Raw genomic sequence first — 18,414 nt, forward strand, 5'->3', positions numbered from 1 at the left:
GTGATAGGTTTTGCAACTTATAATAATTGAAATTTTAGTGGTTGCGCCCGGCGGGAACCGGGCGCATTTTTTATACGCTTCCGCCAAACAGGTAGGTCGAACAGACCACCCCGTTATCCAGCACCCTGCTTTCCGAGAGTTTCCAATGTGAGCCGAATGTTTCCCCGATAAAGCCGATGCCTTTGCCCGCCATGACCGGGACGGTGTATATTGTCAGGCTGTCCAGCAGTCCGGCTTTAATCAATGAAGTAAGCAGCTTGCCGCCGCCCACCACCAGTATGTCGGTTTTCTGTTTCAGTTCATAGACCCTTTGCAGCGGTTCTTCGGTCAGGAACTCCACGCCGCAGTCCGGCGTTACGTTAGTGTCGTAGTGTGACACCACAAAAGACCGTTTGCTTTTGTGCGGCCACCCGCCCCAGTGTTCAAAGATGTAGTTGTAGGTGTTCGCCCCCATAAGCAGGCAATCTGCATCCAAATAGTATTTGCCAACGATAGTTTTTACTTCATCGGGTAACCAATCCAGTTCCTTATCTAAGGTGGCTGTATGTCCGTCAAGAGATACGGCGATATGCGCTTTAATTTGTTTCATCCTATCAGGTATTAAACAGTTGATAATCTTTTTCAACCTATTCGTTGATACCTCAAAAAAGAAGCGTGAACTTACACTGCTCCACTACGAGGTACTGGCATACCCAAAGAAACGAAACAGGCAAGTCCACGCTATGACAAAGCATAGCATAGACATTGCGCTGAAAATCCCGTTTCTTTTGAAAAGTGCCAGTTTTCGTAGTGAGATATTCGGCGAACGAATATGTTATATATAATGACGATATTGCAGCCGAAACTGTTCAATCGCCGTTATTCTCTTATGTTACTTTTGCAAAAGTAGCGAAAATCACCGAAATAACCTTGCAAATAATAGAAATCCTGCCTTATTATCATAACAAGACAGGATTTTAAAGAAGAAAATATATGATATTGATTATCACTCAATCCATGCGTTCACGGATTAACTTGTGTATGTCACTTGCACGGTAGAAATATTTTCCGTCTAACGTCAAGTAAGGCAGTATTCCTTTCTTCCGGTAACGTTGCAAGGTTTTGGTACTCACTTTCAGCATAAAGCACAAATCCTGATTGTCAAGGAGTTTTTCACCGTTCAGGTAATTGTGACCGCTTAACAGACGGTCTATCTTTTTGTCCTGCATATCGAGCCTATCCATGATACGCTCCATCCAAGCCACAAAATTTTCTTTATCTATATACATAAGGCTACCGGATTAAATAAGACCTATCATAAAATAGCTTTGGTTCACCGGGTCTTTAATGATTATCTCCCGTTCACGCATAAAGCGAATATAACTCTTTGCGGTGCGTTCCTTGACATCCAAGACCTGCTGTAACTGTTCGCAAAGGTCTATATAAGTGATATGTGCCTGTCGTCCGAAAATATCACGGGCAACACCTACCAGTTCCCTTTCCTTGCGCTTCTCCTTTTCCTCTCGTGGCTTCTCACCCTTGTAAACGTGCATCCCGGCTTTTTTGTCCCATGCAAAGAGCATCAGTGGAACGTCCAGCGGGCTACCGTCACGCACTTTCAGTGCTTTTACGACCGATTGGGTAGGTTCTTCGTCTTTCTCTATCGAAAGAATAGTAGCCGCCTTGCGCTGTAGCTCACTACCCAAATGTCCCCGCAACTTTAAACCGTTCGGTACGAAGTGCAGCACACAAAGAATACAGGTGTTGTAGATGCCCGCCAACCGGTAAAGTTCATCTATCACCGCCACGCTTTCCGCTTCATCGTTGGCACTCTTTACAAGGTCTGCGATGCCGTCAATGACTACCAACTGGATGCCGCCGTACTGGTAATAGAACTTATCCATGCTCTGCACAATGGCGTTCAAGCGTTCCTTGCGTGACATACCTGTAAGACAAAATGCTTTCAGTTCATCGGGTTTGTCCGGCTGTTTGGCACGTGCCAGCAGGTTACTTACATTCTTGAACAGTTGCACTTCCGACTGTTCGGTATCATAAAGCAATACCGCCTTGTGCCTGCTGTTGGCGGTTATCTGTATGCCCAGTGTATCTACTTCCGCACCAACCGGACAGATGCAGCCTGCCACGATTGCGGCTACATAATTGCTCTTTCCCGTTCCCTCGCCCCCGGTGATGCCGAACAGGTTGCCTTGTGTCCCTAACGGAACGTCACCCGCCGAAATAATCTCTTGCGCTTTGGCGGGCGGATTGTTGAAATCTATTTCGCACGATTTTAGCATAATCAATGTGTCGCTATACAGGTTGTCTAAAAATTCGATAAACAATTTCAGAAAATCTTCACGGGTGTTCCCGGCTTTGAAGTAGTCGGATATGTCCTTTTCCTCTTTCGTTCCCGGAAGTGGTAGCAACAGACGTTTCACGCCAAATTCTTCCAATAGCTTTTCCTGCTTGCGTGAACTTTCCTTGCCAGTTTTATCCATATCGAAAAGCAGGATGATGTGTTTGAATCGGAACGTCAGCCGATAAACCAGCGTGGGCGGGATAGTCACCGTTTCGCTGTTGAAGCAGATAGCGTGAAAACCGTGTGCCGCCAGCGAAAGCACGTCTTTTTCGCCGCCCGTGATAAAGAGCGTATCGCCTTTGGCGGGCAGTTGCTCCAGTCCGAAACAGTAGTTTTCGCCGAAGCTGCCGCCGTAGAGGAAGCGGGGCGTGGAGAACGGGCGGTACAGCTTGATGTGCTGTTTGCCCTTGTAGCCATACATGGGTTCTGCCACCGATGAAGTGTAGGTGTATGGTTTGCCCTCTGCCGTTTCGCTGCTGTATTCCCGGAGCGAACATACCTTGTAACGTTCCAGCAGTTCGGACATGATGCCATATTGCTGCCAGTATTCCAACTCGGAGGGGGTGAACTTCTGTTCCCGGAACTGGTAGGGCTTGACGGGCTTTTCGGGTGTTTCTTCGGGTTTGTCCGGCACTGCCCGGCAGACGGTTGCCGGGGGAATGGAAACCGGAGTGCCGGAAGCCAGCCCCAAGCCCAAATCCCGGTCGATGATTTCCAGTATCTCCACGAAGTCAGCCGCCCTATTGCAGTCCAGCCCCTTTAACTGCCCCACGAAGAAGAAACAATCACCGCTATAATTGTCGTTACCGAAGTCTTTCATCTTGTACATACCGCTATGGCGGTCGAAGTAGATATTACAGGAAGCCTTGCTGTCCTCGTACAATGGGTTAAGGAAGTTCCGACCAATGCGCCAGTTGCCGGGCAGATAGTGTTTGAAAACAGACAATCCGTTATTTGTCCTGCTTAGAATTTCGTCTTTCTTTAGCATAAGCCTCATGATTTGCAACCAAATTACGCATACATTCATCATTACTTTTTATCAGCCGTTCTTCCAACAGGCGTTTTAATTCGCCTATTTTATAGTAACAACGTCCCCCAATGTTGGAATAGGCAATAGTGCCATTTGCCCGTAAGCGTTGTAATGTACGGTCACTGATTTGAAGAAATGTGCAGACCTCGTAACTATCCACCCAAATTTCATCTTCATTCGTTTTGTTTTCGTCCAAACGGTTAAAGATAAAGTTTGCTATGGTGGTAATCTTGTTGTCAAGTTCCTTATAGGCTTTTGACTCAAATGTTATTATCTCCATATTGCTAACTTATTGATTTACCGCAAAGTTCGGGAGAAGAAATAACCTAAAAGTCATGGTTATATCTATCATGGTATTACTTTTTTCAGGCTATTTTAGGGAAATATCGGCGTAAAAGCTCCCCAAAATGTTATTTTTCAAAGTATATTTCACCATAAAAAGAAAGTACCATGTTGGGGTGAACATGGTACTTTTACATACTGAAATACAAAGTGTTATTTTATGTCATCTTTGTTCATCCGCTTAACAAGATTATCTATCAGATGATGAAGATACGCCGTCCGGTCTTTTCTCTCTTTCATGGCTATGTATGAAGCGTAATAATCCCCTAAATCAATGTGGAATATCGTGCTAAGGAAATTCATCATTTCTTTTATTTCCACGTTGCCATTGTTTATGTCGCCCGAAGATACAAGAGAATATCCCAGTTCGATAAGATATGACTTTTTGCCTGTGAAACGGAAAATATACTTATCCAGTTGTTGCAGCTTGTGTTCTAACTGATTAGTATTTCCAAGTTTTAACAACCGTTGATTTAAGTATATACGCAACATTTCGTTACATAATATCTTCGCTATCTTATAATCGTATTCCGTTGAAAACAACGGGTCACGGTCATATTGGAAACTGTCAAGCAATAACTGAATATCCGTTTTCTTGCGAACGAAATACAAACTATCCATATAAGTGGATTTTGACCGATAGTATTGGTAAAAATCCAAATTGTCACGGAAGAAACGGGTTAATTCCTCTAATTCTTGGTTCAAATATTCTTTGAAAATCTCATTGTTACCAATGGGACATTTCATTTCGATACTGTAAACCTTACTGAAATACAGATATTTGTCGAGGATATTAGGCTTGATTTCCTTGAAAAATAGAATTTCGTCTTCATTTGTTGGAAATACATAGTCTGATACAAGCTTTCTTAATTGGCTGTATAGCGGAGTAATGAACTTTACCATGTGCAAAGCATCATCTGCTGTAATATCATTGTCATAATTGAGCAATTTTATTTCAGCATTTATCCGGGACAACATTTCTTCCGCTATTGTTCTCATAGCTACCTATTTTTCATAGCCACTATTTTTTCTAAATCGCCATTCATCAGATAAGGCAAAAACTCCTGTATCTTATCTACCGACCAGTCCCACCATTTCAAAGTCTGCATCTGTTCTATTATATCAAGACTGAATCGCTTTCGTATCTCTTTGCTAGGGATACCACCTACAATGGTATAGGGCGGAACATCTTTCGTCACAACCGCCCTTGTACCAACAATAGCACCGTCACCGATATGGACACCAGCCATAATAACGGCTTCATAGCCTATCCATACGTCATTGCCTATTACGATGTCGCCTTTGTTGTCCCAAGCGGAAGCCACATTTGCCTTATCCAATTCCCAATCTTCATAAAACAGTGGGAACGTGTAAGTCGATAGTGATTTCAGGGTATGATTGGCGCAGTTGAACAGAAATTTTGCACCGCAAGCAATAGAACAGAACTTTCCAATTATCAGCCGTTCATGGTTAATGGGATAATGATACAATACGTTGTTTTGCTCAAACAGACACGGGTCTGAAACAAAATCATTGTAAATGGTATAGTCGCCTATTTCGATAGACGGGTCTTTTACGACAGCATTCAAATAAACGGTTTGCGTGTCACCTTTACGGGGATATATCTTGTTCATCATAACTTTCAGTTCTTAGTATTGTTTATATTTAAGATAAATGACGGATTGTGTACCAAGCAGTATCACATATAAGTATTCCACTGCCCAATATGCCGCTAACGGGACATCACAAAAATCTAATCCCCATAAGCAGAACAGATAAGCAATAGTAGTTGTCACCTGAAAAATGAATACCGTCCGTGTTGCTCCCGTTCCTGTTGCAGCATTCAGATAGACGTAACCGGGTAATGCAAAGAAGTAATTCAATAGCATGACAATAAAAGGCGGCCATGCAAGCTGTATGATAGCGGGATTTTCCGTATAAGCCCCTATAATGTGCTGGTGAAAGAACAACACAAAAGCAATCAGTGGAATGCTTGTCGCATATCCTAAACGGATAATCTTATGGCAAAGCGGAAAAACTTGTTTCTTTTCACCTGCTCCAATCAGGTTACTCACCAAAGAACCGGTGACACCAGCCAACGCATTGACGATAACGGAAAACAGGGCGGAAACACTTCTTACAATGTTCGATACAGCCAATTCCGTTTCTCCCAAACGTTCGATCGCCACGAAGAACAGAAACCAAATGGCTACACTTGTAAAAAACTGGAGCATACTCCATACCGAGATAGAAAATACCTCTTTCAATACCGTTATATCAATACGCCAGTATAAGCCATACGCTTTTTTATCAATGTGCCGAAACATATATGCAGCCAATACAGCCAGCGAACACATTTCGGCAAATGAAGATGCGATAGCCGCCCCCGATATACCCATGTCGAAGCCGAATATCAGGAGCCAGTTCAGCGGAATGTTCACCAGTACGGCAGTGAAAGCTGCCATGTTCAGAGCTTTTGTCTGTGTAATGCCTACCAAAAACGAGCGTAAGGCAAGGAACGGGAAAGAGAACAACAATCCCCAAATACGCCAATCCAAATAGCGGATAACCGCATTATAGACATCATCCGAAGTTATCAAATGTTTCAACAGAACGGGAGAAAATATCTTGGATAGCAGACAGAGGAGTACCGCCAGTATTTGCAAGAAAAACAATCCCTGAAAGAACGTTTTTCCCGTTTCTGCATACCGCTGTTCTCCGTTACGGCGGGCAATTACCACTTGCAACCCCAAACTGAACCCGAAGCCGAGCATATAAATTGCCAAGAACCATATTCCGGCAAGGGCAGATGCGCCCAGTTCCACATCACCCACATGCCCTAAAAACAAAGCATCAGTAATATTTATCAGTTGTTCGATAAGGATGCTCATCATTACAGGAAAAGCGATGAGCCAGATTTTCTTATAGGTATAATTCATTTGTTCAAACCAATATGATACAATATATCCTACCGCTTTAAGCAGCACGACAATCTTATAGATTTATAATAAGGGATAATGACAAAACAATGACAGGCAAACTTAAAACATAAGCCTGTCTATTGCTGAATAGCAATAATTGGAAGTGCTATTCGTTGAGCGTAGCTATATGCACAACTGCCATTTCATATTGTTGAACAACTATTTCTTTTTCTGTTAGTTCTGCAAAGATAGCGTTTTTCCCTGAACTTATATTCTCAATTTATTAATTTCTTTCTGAACCCTGTCTAAAAAGCGGGAAGCGTGCGCCCCGTCCATTTGCGTGTGGTGGAACTGGAAAGAAACGGTAAGTGTCGTTTTCAGCAGGCGGCGCTTGTATTTGCCCCAAATAAGAAACGGATTATTAAAAATGCCGCTATACATCCCGACAGCACCGTCTATTTCATATTGTGCCAATGCGGAAGTTCCGATAACCATGCTTTCCGTCAAGTCGTGATTGACGCAACTTTCAGCCACTTGTTTGGTAAGTCGCAGATAGTGTTGATTAAACACAGATAAATCATCGCAAAAAGGAATATCACACGAACTTACCTCGCCCTTCCGGTTGGCGACAATGGTGTTTACTGCAATGGTGTCGTACTGCATCAGTTTACCGCCAACGGGCAGCATATAAAATTCTTTCACGCTCCTTGCGGCTTTGCCGATGCACCAGCACATCAACATATTAAACTTCATGCCCGATTTCCGGCTGATTTTCGCAAGGCGTGACACGTCGAGTGTCTTAAAGAACGTCACCATCGGCATAGGTGCGTTCATCCACATTTCAAAGGCGTATGCCCGGCCGGTTTCTTGGGGATTTACTTCTTTCATACTTAATGCTATTTTCATTCAATGAATCAGGCGGCAAAAGTAGGAGAAGCGTTTGACCCCGGATAGAACAAACGGGACATTTACACGGGATTGGTGAACAAATCGGAATATGGATTTGATACTTTCAGCAAAGACACGGGCGTATATCCGCAGAATTTCTTGAACTCCCGGATAAAGTGTGACTGGTCGGCATAACCGCTGGCGTATGCTATTTGTGCCTGGTTGAATTCTTTACCCGCTTGATGCTGCATCTGCGCCAAAGCCTTTTGGAAGCGGACAATACGGGTATATTCCTTGGGATTGATTCCGACAAATGAATGAAACAACCGCTCGAACTGCTTTTTGCTCAGGCAGGCAATGGAAGATAATTCGTTTACAGAGATTTGCGGAGTGATATACATTCGCTGTATGGCGGCATCTATTCTTTTAATTCTGTATGTGGTATCCGCCAAATTATCGGCAATTTGTGACACCAGCCATTTTTCTATATAGCTTATGCAAATAGAATTATTCTCACAGTCGAATATTCGTGTAGCCAGTTCATTCAAACTTTTGTTTTCAAGGCTGTAACCGGAAACTTCCTGATTGTAAAAGAGCGATGTCGGCATGTTCAGAAACATACTCATAGCGTGAGGGTGGAATACAACCACTATCATTTCTGTATTTCCGTCTGCATATAGGTGTGACGAGAAATTAACTTGTCCGCTCACAGTCAATTTGTCTTGTGTAACGTTCAGTTCAGGGATATATAACGGTGCTTGTTTATGGAAAATAATTTGAGAGCAACCGATAGGATAAGTAAAGGCATCCAGCGGTCGATTGCTCTTGAATACCCAATAATATCTTATATAAGGTTGCAGCAACTTACATGGCTTGTAAAATTTGAATTCCTCTTGAATCATTTTACAAAGGTAAAAGTTTTAATCCTATCATGTTTATAGCACAACTGCTTTTTTATTTTCACTGACTAATTCTAATACCTCATATCATCCTCATTCATCCGCTTAACAAGATTATCTATCAGATGATGAAGATATGCCGTCCGGTCTTTTCTCTCTTTCATGGCTATGTATGAAGCGTAATAATCCCCTAAATCAATGTGAAATATCGTGCTAAGGAAATTCATCATTTCTTTTATCTCCACGTTGCCATTGTTTATGTCGCCCGAAGATACAAGAGAATATCCCAGTTCGATAAGATATGACTTTTTGCCTGTGAAGCGGAACGGGTATTTGAAGCATCTTTGTAGATTATCTTCTATCTGATTATTCGTTACCAATTTCACCAATCGCTTATTCAGATAAATGCGCAGCATTTCATTGGCGATAATCTTTGCCACTTTATAGTCATATCCGGTTGAGAAATTAGGGTCTTTATCGAATTGTGCGCTATCGGTGCATAAACGCAAATCCGCTTTGCCCCGAACAAAATAATATTCATCGTACACTGTTGAACGTGAACGATAATATTGGTAAAAGTCCAAATTGCGATTGAAGAAATAGGTCAGATTATCCAGTTCCCGATTGATATAATTTCTAATGACTTCATCGCTACCGTTAGGGAATTGTGTTTCAATCTTGTATATCTTATAGAAGAATAGTAACCGACCTAGTATTTCCGGTTTCTGTGTCTTGAAAAATAAAATTTCGTCCTCTTTGGTTGGAAATATATAGGTTTGTATTTTTGTTCTCAAATCATCAAGAACTGTTTGCAGTTTATGTACCATTGAAAGAGAAGTTTCGATAATATCATAGCCGTAGAGGTCGATTTCTGAAATATCAACTTCTATTTGCGCTAACATCTTATCTACTTCATCTTTCATAACAGACCTATGTGTTGTGTATTTTAATAGCCCGTTTGAATAGATAAGAAACTATAATTCTATGGAATAACCATATTGCGGCAAAATATATCCTGCCTAAGATATTCTCGTATTTCACAATAGTAGTTATACTGACTTCCTGTGTTTTATCTTTAACATCCGAGCAGAATAGAGATACATGGAATGTCAGATGTTTATCTTTGGCTCCTATAATAATTTCATTTTCATTCTGTTCTATAACCATATTTGCAAATGATTTATTGATTTTTACGCCAAACGGTTTTACGATTAAGTTGCGTATATAATACATCCTCATAATCCATTTTGGATATTGAGAAAACATTAAATTGAACAATTCATTTACAGACATATATGGTTTTCTGTATATTTTATCTCTAAAGCAATCCTTATAGTTTGCTGGAAAATATTTTTTGATTAACCTACTTCTTAGCATAATGATTTACTCCTATTGTTTTACTTCAAATTTCTCTAAGAGCATACTTTGAAGTTCTTTAAAATCGTAAGTGGGAATTTCAGAACAAATATGTTGAAGTCCAATAAGTAGGGCATATTGAATAGTTGCTACTTTACGTGCATATTCTAATGTATAACCGCAATCTTGACCTAATTTAATTAAATAATCCAATCTCAATTTATCTACTTGTGCTACATATCCCTGTACTATGTTATTAGTGTAGCTCCACGCCCTAATACGCCCCTCACATTTATATTCGGAAGAGGCAGACATTTGAGCTAAAGAATACAGCTTTTCTGTTGCACTGACCAGTTTTTCTGCATTCTCAATGAATGTAAGTGTATTTTCTTTAACCCAAAAAGTCATAAGCGCATCTATATATCCATCTATATTTTTGAAATGATGATAGAACGCTCCTTTTGTGATTTTCAACAACGCACATAAGTTGTCTATTGTAATTTTTGAAATACCCTCATTCTCTATAATTTGGAGTCCAATAATGAACCATTGTTTTTTTTCTACTTTCTTCATGTTAATATCTTTTGCATACCATATAGTATGGTATGCAAAATTATGAAGTTAATACGAAATACACAAATTATTATATCAAAAATGTATCTCTCAAAAGAAACTTAGGTTTTAGTGCAAGGTGCAAGTATATATCTATATATAGCTTGCACCTTGCACTAATCGCATAAGATTTATTTTCAATGATTTGCGTGTTTGAAAATAAAGTGGTATCTTTGAACCGAAGATAAAGGCAGACACAATCCCGAAAAGGGAAGCCAAATGCTCTTTGAAAAAAGTGCCTAATTCGTACCCCTTAAAAGATTGAGGTGCGATAAGATATTGATTTTAAGACTTGTGAGCCGCATGGTTCAAGACCCAGGCGGATCACCAGAAGCGATTACAAAAGTAGTCGCTTTTTGTGTTGATAGGGATTGTTACAATGTTCAGTAAAAATGAGCATGAAACAGAAAGACATCCCATTGGATTTATTCAAGAAGAAGATGGCAAGAAATATTTAGGAAAATATAACCTTTATCCCATGACAAATGAAACCGCCTCTAGGAGAAGAGGCGGTTTCCGGACTTAAAGCGAGAAGGAGTTAACAGATTCTCTCGCCGTTAAGTATCTTAAAAGAGGGGGCGCGGGTTCCCCCTCTGTTTTTGATCTAACTTTTGTAAACTATCAATTTCATTCATCAGATCAAGTTGTCCTAAGTTCAAATACCCCGCGCTCAAGTATTTAACCGATCAATCCTATTTTTAAAGAAAACAGCCGGGTGGGATTCAAACTACTAATGTGAGAAGATGAACGTGGCTCCCCTGTGCGTTTCCGGCTGCTTTCAAGTTTGCACCGGAATAAAAAATCCCGGTGCTATATTTTAGCAATCCGGGAGATTTATAAAATCGGACCGGGCTGCTCTTCGTAGTGGAGGTCTAGCAAACCTTAGGATACGAAAAGCAAGCCTCGACCCGACTATGTATATTACTATACGTAATCAGGTTCGAAGCGTTGCAATCACCGTGATCCTATAAAAAGTTGCTAGCTTCCACTCACAGTGCATAATTGCACGCTATCAATAAAAACTGAACGTCTTGCGTTCTGTTATTGCAAAGATGATAAATAATTATCTCATAAACAAAAAAAACACTAAATTATTTTTCAAGTCTTGGCAAAATAGCGTGATCCTTGTTCATTACTTTATAATCACCGTGAAAGCTGAATCAATCGTGTAACCGTGATCTCTGTTTCCGACTTTCACGTCTATAATATACCGACCACTTGGAACAGTATGATTATACGGGAGTTCGATCACTCCTGTCGGTTTTATTGAAAATTGATTCATGATTTCCGGTTGTCCCCCGTTAATACCCCGTATCTGAAAGTAAATAGGTAATGTCCCTTCCACGCCGTCCATCTCGTTGGATTGCCACGGTATCTTGTGTTCGATTTGATACGCGTCCTCTTCCTCGTCCAATTTTGCTTTCACGACAAGCGAATCGGGCGAGTACATGGCATTAAAAGCACGCATGATATTGATATTAATTTCAATCGCAACATCACTATTTAACATCGAAGATAGCATTGCCACGCCTTGCTCGGTGAAAGCAAAAGGCATATAACGAGTACCACCCCTCGTGTTTGAGGACGCAAATTGCGACCTCAAAGAATTGTATTCTTCTCTCGTGAGTTCAAACATGAAATCGTGAGGGAATCTTTTCGTATTACGCCTAACGGCTTCCTTGAGACGTTTTGTTTCCGTCCCGTACATTTCTGCCAAATCGAGATCTAGCATCACCCTTTGCCCCGGATCTCGTGTATCTTGCTTTGTATTAACTGAAGGTTGTCCATGTTCATTGCTTGATGATTTCGCCTGTTAATTCTGCCCAATCCCCCAAGCAAAAATTATACAATAAAAAAGCGAGGATTGCAAATTCTATCTAAACAGAGGCATCGCCTTGTTGCAAACAGACAGCAATCCACGCTTGCCAAGCGTGAATTTCATGTCTAATCCTGCTATTTAAATTTGGCGATTTTCTATTGAAGATTAGAGTAAACTCACAATATTTTCATGCGGACTGTATTGTCCTGAAAAAAGTTTACTCAAAACCAGTAAACCTATTTCAGGAAAGTACAATTCCGACGAGATCAGATTTGGTTTACACAAAAAGACCGTTATGGGGTAACTGAACTTTATTCATTAGCAGAGTATAAAGTGCGCAACGATGCTTCGTTTGAAAAAGATTACTTATCCGGAAAGTATGGTGCAATTCCAATTGTTGGAGATTTAACCCGTTTGTTTAATACCCAAGAAAATTAAGCTATGACGGCTACTTTGCTAGTAGAAGAATTAAATAAATTTCTATAATATTAAAAAACTGTTTAAATTTCGTGTTGATACGATAAAAATATTGGGTGTCAGTTGTTCAAGAGACTGATACAAGGGATTATCTAATGGTAAAGCCATATAAATTCACTTCCATGATATTACTCTAATCCAACCCGGATAAAGAAGTAATTTAACCCAAATAATCTCGCTCCCTCAGAGATTATTCGATGCTTACCCGGAGCCTAGTCATTCCGTAATGTTTGAGCCACGAGGAAGCTTCGAATGATCTTCGAATAAGGGGGATTATTTCCCTAGGATTTCCGTGGGATTTCCCTTGTTTTTTATTATAAGATAGTTGTTCTCTGAACTAAGTTTGCTTGTAGGCTCCTTAACCTTTCCTGTATTCTCCATAGGGTGTTATCTTATAGTTCATTTAGACGAAGGAGCATTCATCCTGCATTCATCTTGCATTCACCTTCGATTAAATTGATTTTTTAATCGTTTTTGTTTGAATCTTCATGCCCTTATGAAGTATATTTGTTATACGGATAATTTTAGTCGGATGATAGTAGGGCATAGAGGTAGGGTAGGGAATCGGGAGACCAGTTGCAGCCTTCGTGCGTCAAGTTCGAGATTACCGGGTGGCGGGATATTTTGAAAATATAGGCGAATGTATAGAAGTATGAAAATTTATACTTAATTTCGATGGCGAAGAGACTGGGAGCATGGGGTATATGGTCCGGTCGGAAGAACAAAAAAGAGGCAAGAGTATGGACACTTTTTACGAGGAAGATATATTGGGAGAGGGATTTCAACGAGCGACAATCTCTTTGCGCGATGATTACGAGGGACGGGCGATAGCCACGCTTGTTCGCCGTTTGTCGGATAAGGGAAACGGTCGGTCGGTGCTTTATATTCACGGTTTTAATGACTATTTCTTCCAACGGGAAATGGCTTGCCGTTTTAACGAGCAGGGATTTCATTTTTACGCGCTGGATTTACGAAAATACGGGCGTTCGTGGTTGCCTCATCAGAAATTTAATGACATCCGGGATCTTCGGGCTTATTTCGAGGAGATTACATTCGCTTTGCAAATGATTCGGGAGGAGGGAAGCCGGACAACCGTTTTGTTAGGACATTCCACGGGCGGGTTGATTGCCACGCTTTACGCTAAAGAAAACGGGGATAGTTCTCTTTTTGACGGCATCATGTTGAACAGTCCTTTCTTTGATTTTAATAAAAGTTGGTTTGTGAAGAAGTGTATCCCGTTTGTCGCATTGGTGGGTGGTTTTTTACCGGGGATAAAGATTGCCGGAGGATTCACGGAACAATATGGTAAATTCCTGCACCGGGAGAGTCGGGGAGAGTGGGAGTATAACTTGGCTTGGAAACCGCATGTTGCACCCCGGATTAATTTGGGATGGGTTCGGGCTATTCATAAAGCACAACGGGAGTTGAGGCAACCTTTTGAAGTACGAAAACCCGTGCTGGTTTTACATTCGGAGAGGTCTGTCTCGAATTTCTCGAATGAGGAACAAGTGCAGTCCCGCGATGCTATATTGAACGTGAGAGACATTCAGCAGGTAGCACGGAATATCCGGGGACAGGTGGAGATCGTGTCGGTCTTGGGTGGTCTGCACGATTTGGTTCTATCCTGCAAGGAGGTCCGGGGAAAGGTCTACCAGATCATGTTTGACTGGCTGGAGCGTCAGAATGGGACGAATGATCGTAATTGTTTAGGTTAAAGCACGTGGTAAGTTTTATGGTGTGATTAAAAAAAGAGTGGGTCCGCGACCTGATAGTGTGTGTATTTGGGTTATTGTTTTGAAGATTTCGCGGACCCGGTAGCTCTAGGGACCCTCACGGTCAGCTGTTTGCGAGCTTTTGTTTCTTAGTTAAACAAGGGATGTTCCCCCAGTTAACGAATTATGAAAAAAAAGAAATGGTTTTAATGAACCTGATTTTACTCGATGTCTGTTATTTCATTTGTTATTACTGTTTTATTAAACTGATGTAAAGGTACGGGATTTTTATTCATCCAAGTAACCTATATTTGTAGGTAAATGTTGGTCGGTTTACGTTAATAATAGATTGTTTCTATTTTTGTTCGTGTTGTTTGCAGGGAAGAATAGAGGAAAGAGAAAAAATGACTATTTTTAAAAGAAGGAACGGAGTGCTAATGTTGGATGTTTGAATAGGGAGAAAAACGGGGTGACCCGTGTCAAAAATAGTCGTATTATGTTTCTCGTGTTTCGGAGATCTGGTGGTATTTTCCATACTTTTGACTTGAGTTCTTTATGAAAATAGTGTATAAGTATGAAAGATGTTTCACTGTATGAAAGTTTCCTGACGGAATTGCGAAAGAAAATCCCGCAAGGAGCTAAGTTGACAAATACCTTGGTCGATATGTTGTATATCGAGCGGGAGGCGGTTTATCGCCGATTGCGCGGAGAAGTCCCCTTCACGTTTGTGGAGGTTATGACTGTCGCCAAGGAATTGGGAATTTCTCTGGATAATCTGACGGAGACGGACACGTGCAAGAGCCGTCCGTTCCAATTGAAATTGGTGGAGTACGCGAACCCGCTTGACGCGGATTTCCGGATGATGCAGGATTTCGTCGAGATATTCGCTTGCGCGGAGAATGAACCGGACTGGGAGGCCGGTTTCTCGACGAATACCCTTCCCAAATCTTTTTGTTATTATTATCCCGGGATCACGCGTTTTTATTTGTTCAAGTGGTTGTATCAATATAGTAACGTGGATTCGGTGAAGCCTTTTCGGGAGATGGTAATTAGTGACCGGTTGGCCAAGATTCAACAGGATTTTTTACATGGGATGCGGTGTGTTAGATCCTCTTTTTATATTCTCGATCATTTGGTGTTTCACTATTTGGTGACGGATATGTTGTTTTTTGCCAGTATAAACCTGATCACGCCCGGGGAGTTGAAGGAGTTGCAGGAGGAGTTGATGTTACTGTTGGAGAAACTGGAGCGTTTTACGGCGAAAGGACGGCACGAGGACACGGGGAACGAGATGTATATCTATCTTTCTAATATTAATCTTGACACGAGTTATTGTTATGTGAGTAGTCAGAATTGTCATTTAAGTATGTTGAAGGCGTTCACGCTGAATGTAATATCATCTTTTGACTTGGAGACATTCAACCGGTTGAAAAGCTGGATGAACTCGTTGAAACGTTCGTCCACGCTGATCACGGTGAGCGGGGAGAAGGAACGGGTTCGTTTCTTTAATGACCAGCGCCAGTTGGTGTCGGACATGACGAACACGGTCTGAAAAAGTTTTTCGTGACCGTGTTCGTCCTTTATTACAATTTTATGATTTTTTCGTTTGTTCTTTTTAGGTGAAACCATGAAAAAAGGAAAAGAAGGAGTACGTAAAGATGCTCCGATGTCCAGTACACCGCTAAAGGGATCTCTCCGATTCGGTTGATGCAGGAGAGGTAAATAAGGTATATGGCGATCGTGATACATTGGTAGATAAATGCCGCACGGGTGGCTCCCGTGCCTGACACTGCATTACAGAACACGTGTGCGGGAAGGGAGAGTATGTAGTTTGACAACATGACGACAAAGGGCCAAAAGGCTAGTTGAACGAGTTGCCTGTCGGGGGTGTAAATACCCATGACCACGTGGGGAAATAACAGGGCAATCACGATTAACGGGATTCCAAGCAAGTAACCGAGGCGGATGATTTTTCGGCACAAGGGCATGATCTGGTTCCTTTCCCCGGCTCCCGCCAGATTACTGACGAGTGATCCTGTGGTGGTGGAGAAGGAACTTACGATGACGAAAAAGATCGTGGAGATGCTCCGAATGATATTGGCGATCGCCAGTTGCGTGATACCGAGATGTTCGATGAGGATAAAGAAAAGGAACCAAGGGGTCACGCTGATAAAAGAGTGCATCATGCTCCAGACAGACAGGCGGAATAGTTGTCCCATGAGTCGTTGGTTGAAAACGGGGAAAAGGCCGTAATGCCGTTTGTCTATTTTGAAGCGGGTGTAGATCACCAGCACGAATAGCCCTCCGAGTTCGGAGATCGTGGATGCCATGGCTGCACCCGATATTCCTAAAGCCGGAATTTTTCCGGCACCGAAAATCAACAGGTAGTTTAGCAACACGTTCATGCTCGCTAGGGTGATGGCAGAAGCGGTAAGTACACGGGTTTTGGTGATACCCACGAAGAATGCCCGGAAAGCCAACATCGGGAAAGCGAAAAACAGACCGAAGGTCCGCCAGTCCAGATATTGTATGACAGCCTCGTATATCTCTGTCGAAGTCAACAGATGTTGCAGGATGAAGGGTGTGAAAACTTTGGAAAGAGTAACGAGCGAGATGGCGAGTGTGGTCAGGAAAAATAGTCCTTGAAAGAATACTTTTCCTGTTTCCGCGGGACGCCGTTCTCCATTCCGACGAGCAATCATCACTTGTAGGCCGAGGCTGAACCCGAAACCCAATATGTAGAGGGAGAGATAGTACATTCCCGCGATGGCGGAGGCTCCCAGTTCTGTTTCCCCGATATGCCCGAGGAATATGGCATCCGTGATATTTATTAATTGTTCGACTAACACGCTCATCATCACGGGATAGTTGATGAGCCAGATTTGTTTGCTTGTAAAATTCATGATTCAACTTGAATAGCACATATCAAGATTGTTCCACGTGAGTGGAATTACTTGTTATGCCCGGTAAATAAAAGGGTATAATAAACTCTGTTCCCGGAAACGTGTTCTGTTTCCGACAGGCGGGGCCTGCGATCGGAATGCTATACAAGGAGCGTAGCTATATGCAGAGTTGTGCTTTCATGTTGAATAATAAGGTTAATGCTGCAAACATACAAAAAAGATGTGAGATTCTTCTTTTTTGCAAAACTTTTGTATAAAGAATTAAGGGGGAGAGGGTACGTGTAACACTCTATTTGCAGTGACGTATAATGTAATATAGGATAGATATATGAAGTAATAAATTAGAAAGTTATGAAAGAACGTGAAGAAAAGAAGACGAGAGCGACGAGTGGGGACCGGTATGCCCGGAACATTCCTTCAAAACAGGATAAAAGTTGGGTTGGCGAACATCAGATGCAACAAGAACAATTTGACAAGACCGAATTTAAAAAAAGGGAGGCTAAAAAGCATCCCGGAAGAAGGATATGTCACTGATTTAGTGCTTATTTTCGAGGGTAATATATTTTTATTACCCTCGTGTTATTTTTACGTGTAGGATTATTTGTTTATTAAAAATATTATCGTAGATTTGTCGTGATTTTGAGTTTTGATTTGATCGCTACAGAGCGTTTGCCTTCATCGTATTAAAATGTATCGTTAAGCAGACTTTTCTAGACAATATCCGACCTCAAGTATTTAAATTATTAATTTTAAAGTTTGTATTAATGAACATTTACATTTCAAATTTAAGTTACGACGTGAATGATAGTGACTTAAGAGAGTTATTCGAAGAGTACGGTGAAGTTTCTTCAGCAAAAGTTATCATGGATAGAGAAACCGGAAGATCAAGAGGTTTCGGATTCGTGGAAATGTCTGATGACACCCAAGGACAAAAAGCTATTGATGAATTGAATCAAGCTGAATATGACGGTAAAGTTATCAACGTGAACGTTGCCAAACCGAGAACCGATCGTCCGGCTGGTGGTCGCGGTGGTTTTAACCGTAACGGTGGCGGTCGTGATCGTCGCAGTAACGGTGGTGGTCGTAGTTTCGAGAAAAGATTCTAAGGTATCCTAGA

The 18,414-nt window shown here is 41.5% G+C and carries 17 protein-coding genes and 2 pseudogenes; 5 read left to right on the forward strand and 14 right to left on the reverse strand.

Features of this window, described 5'->3' with window-relative positions:
• Nucleotides 1-70: 70 nt before the first annotated feature.
• From R8806_RS01760 to R8806_RS01820, 13 genes and pseudogenes are all read right to left on the reverse strand, one after another.
• Entirely contained in the window at nucleotides 71-589 is a 519-nt protein-coding gene (locus tag R8806_RS01760) for a dihydrofolate reductase family protein (RefSeq protein ID WP_124316180.1), read from the reverse strand.
• Nucleotides 590-989: 400 nt separating this feature from the next.
• Nucleotides 990-1,268 (reverse strand): helix-turn-helix domain-containing protein, encoded by a 279-nt coding sequence (locus R8806_RS01765; protein WP_016276694.1) that lies wholly within the window; start codon nucleotides 1,266-1,268, stop codon nucleotides 990-992.
• A gap of 12 nt (nucleotides 1,269-1,280) precedes the next feature.
• Nucleotides 1,281-3,326 carry an AAA family ATPase gene (locus R8806_RS01770; RefSeq protein ID WP_124316187.1) on the reverse strand — a complete coding sequence of 682 codons (2,046 nt, stop codon included), beginning with the start codon at nucleotides 3,324-3,326 and terminating at the stop codon, nucleotides 1,281-1,283.
• The gene (locus R8806_RS01775) at nucleotides 3,289-3,648 is read right to left on the reverse strand and encodes a helix-turn-helix domain-containing protein (RefSeq protein WP_124316178.1); all 360 of its coding nucleotides are present in this window, start codon (nucleotides 3,646-3,648) and stop codon (nucleotides 3,289-3,291) included. Before R8806_RS01775 ends, R8806_RS01770 begins: the two co-directional genes overlap by 38 nt.
• A gap of 215 nt (nucleotides 3,649-3,863) precedes the next feature.
• A complete protein-coding gene (locus R8806_RS01780) occupies nucleotides 3,864-4,709 on the reverse strand; it encodes an RteC domain-containing protein (RefSeq protein ID WP_124316177.1) in 846 nt (281 codons plus the stop codon).
• Nucleotides 4,710-4,711: 2 nt separating this feature from the next.
• On the reverse strand, nucleotides 4,712-5,347 hold the full coding sequence (locus R8806_RS01785) for a CatB-related O-acetyltransferase (RefSeq protein ID WP_124316176.1): 636 nt from the start codon (nucleotides 5,345-5,347) through the stop codon (nucleotides 4,712-4,714).
• Between the two features lie 12 nt (nucleotides 5,348-5,359).
• Nucleotides 5,360-6,649 (reverse strand): MATE family efflux transporter, encoded by a 1,290-nt coding sequence (locus tag R8806_RS01790; RefSeq protein WP_221230292.1) that lies wholly within the window; start codon nucleotides 6,647-6,649, stop codon nucleotides 5,360-5,362.
• A 249-nt stretch (nucleotides 6,650-6,898) separates the two neighbouring features.
• Nucleotides 6,899-7,519 (reverse strand): CatA-like O-acetyltransferase, family 2, encoded by a 621-nt coding sequence (locus R8806_RS01795; RefSeq protein ID WP_124316174.1) that lies wholly within the window; start codon nucleotides 7,517-7,519, stop codon nucleotides 6,899-6,901.
• 80 nt (nucleotides 7,520-7,599) lie between these two features.
• Nucleotides 7,600-8,421: a helix-turn-helix transcriptional regulator gene (locus R8806_RS01800; RefSeq protein WP_124316173.1), complete on the reverse strand. Its 822-nt coding sequence runs from the start codon at nucleotides 8,419-8,421 to the stop codon at nucleotides 7,600-7,602.
• Between the two features lie 71 nt (nucleotides 8,422-8,492).
• Nucleotides 8,493-9,341 carry an RteC domain-containing protein gene (locus R8806_RS01805; RefSeq protein WP_124316172.1) on the reverse strand — a complete coding sequence of 283 codons (849 nt, stop codon included), beginning with the start codon at nucleotides 9,339-9,341 and terminating at the stop codon, nucleotides 8,493-8,495.
• A 7-nt stretch (nucleotides 9,342-9,348) separates the two neighbouring features.
• Nucleotides 9,349-9,795 carry a DUF2867 domain-containing protein gene (locus R8806_RS01810; RefSeq protein ID WP_221230291.1) on the reverse strand — a complete coding sequence of 149 codons (447 nt, stop codon included), beginning with the start codon at nucleotides 9,793-9,795 and terminating at the stop codon, nucleotides 9,349-9,351.
• Between the two features lie 12 nt (nucleotides 9,796-9,807).
• The gene (locus R8806_RS01815) at nucleotides 9,808-10,347 is read right to left on the reverse strand and encodes a TetR/AcrR family transcriptional regulator (protein WP_124316171.1); all 540 of its coding nucleotides are present in this window, start codon (nucleotides 10,345-10,347) and stop codon (nucleotides 9,808-9,810) included.
• Between the two features lie 1,495 nt (nucleotides 10,348-11,842).
• Nucleotides 11,843-12,174 (reverse strand): annotated as a pseudogene (locus tag R8806_RS01820) (ORF6N domain-containing protein); the annotation flags it as partial.
• Between the two features lie 286 nt (nucleotides 12,175-12,460).
• Here R8806_RS01820 and R8806_RS01825 point away from each other — a divergent pair.
• The 3 genes and pseudogenes from R8806_RS01825 to R8806_RS01835 all read left to right on the forward strand — a co-directional run.
• A pseudogene (locus R8806_RS01825) lies at nucleotides 12,461-12,643 on the forward strand (AAA family ATPase); the annotation flags it as partial.
• A 779-nt stretch (nucleotides 12,644-13,422) separates the two neighbouring features.
• A complete protein-coding gene (locus R8806_RS01830; protein WP_229782880.1) occupies nucleotides 13,423-14,397 on the forward strand; it encodes an alpha/beta hydrolase in 975 nt (324 codons plus the stop codon).
• Between the two features lie 571 nt (nucleotides 14,398-14,968).
• Nucleotides 14,969-15,946 (forward strand): helix-turn-helix domain-containing protein, encoded by a 978-nt coding sequence (locus R8806_RS01835; protein ID WP_124318286.1) that lies wholly within the window; start codon nucleotides 14,969-14,971, stop codon nucleotides 15,944-15,946.
• A gap of 31 nt (nucleotides 15,947-15,977) precedes the next feature.
• On the opposite strand, the gene R8806_RS01840 is transcribed toward R8806_RS01835, so the two are convergent.
• Nucleotides 15,978-17,297: an MATE family efflux transporter gene (locus R8806_RS01840; RefSeq protein ID WP_124318287.1), complete on the reverse strand. Its 1,320-nt coding sequence runs from the start codon at nucleotides 17,295-17,297 to the stop codon at nucleotides 15,978-15,980.
• Between the two features lie 351 nt (nucleotides 17,298-17,648).
• On the opposite strand from R8806_RS01840, the gene R8806_RS01845 reads away from it, so the two are divergent.
• A complete protein-coding gene (locus tag R8806_RS01845) occupies nucleotides 17,649-17,831 on the forward strand; it encodes a hypothetical protein (RefSeq protein ID WP_124318515.1) in 183 nt (60 codons plus the stop codon).
• Nucleotides 17,832-18,061: 230 nt separating this feature from the next.
• The gene (locus R8806_RS01850) at nucleotides 18,062-18,403 is read left to right on the forward strand and encodes an RNA recognition motif domain-containing protein (RefSeq protein ID WP_027202973.1); all 342 of its coding nucleotides are present in this window, start codon (nucleotides 18,062-18,064) and stop codon (nucleotides 18,401-18,403) included.
• Nucleotides 18,404-18,414: the final 11 nt, after the last annotated feature.

Origin of the sequence: Butyricimonas faecihominis, from assembly GCF_033096445.1 — a bacterium.
GTDB classification, from domain to species: Bacteria; Bacteroidota; Bacteroidia; order Bacteroidales; family Marinifilaceae; genus Butyricimonas; species Butyricimonas faecihominis.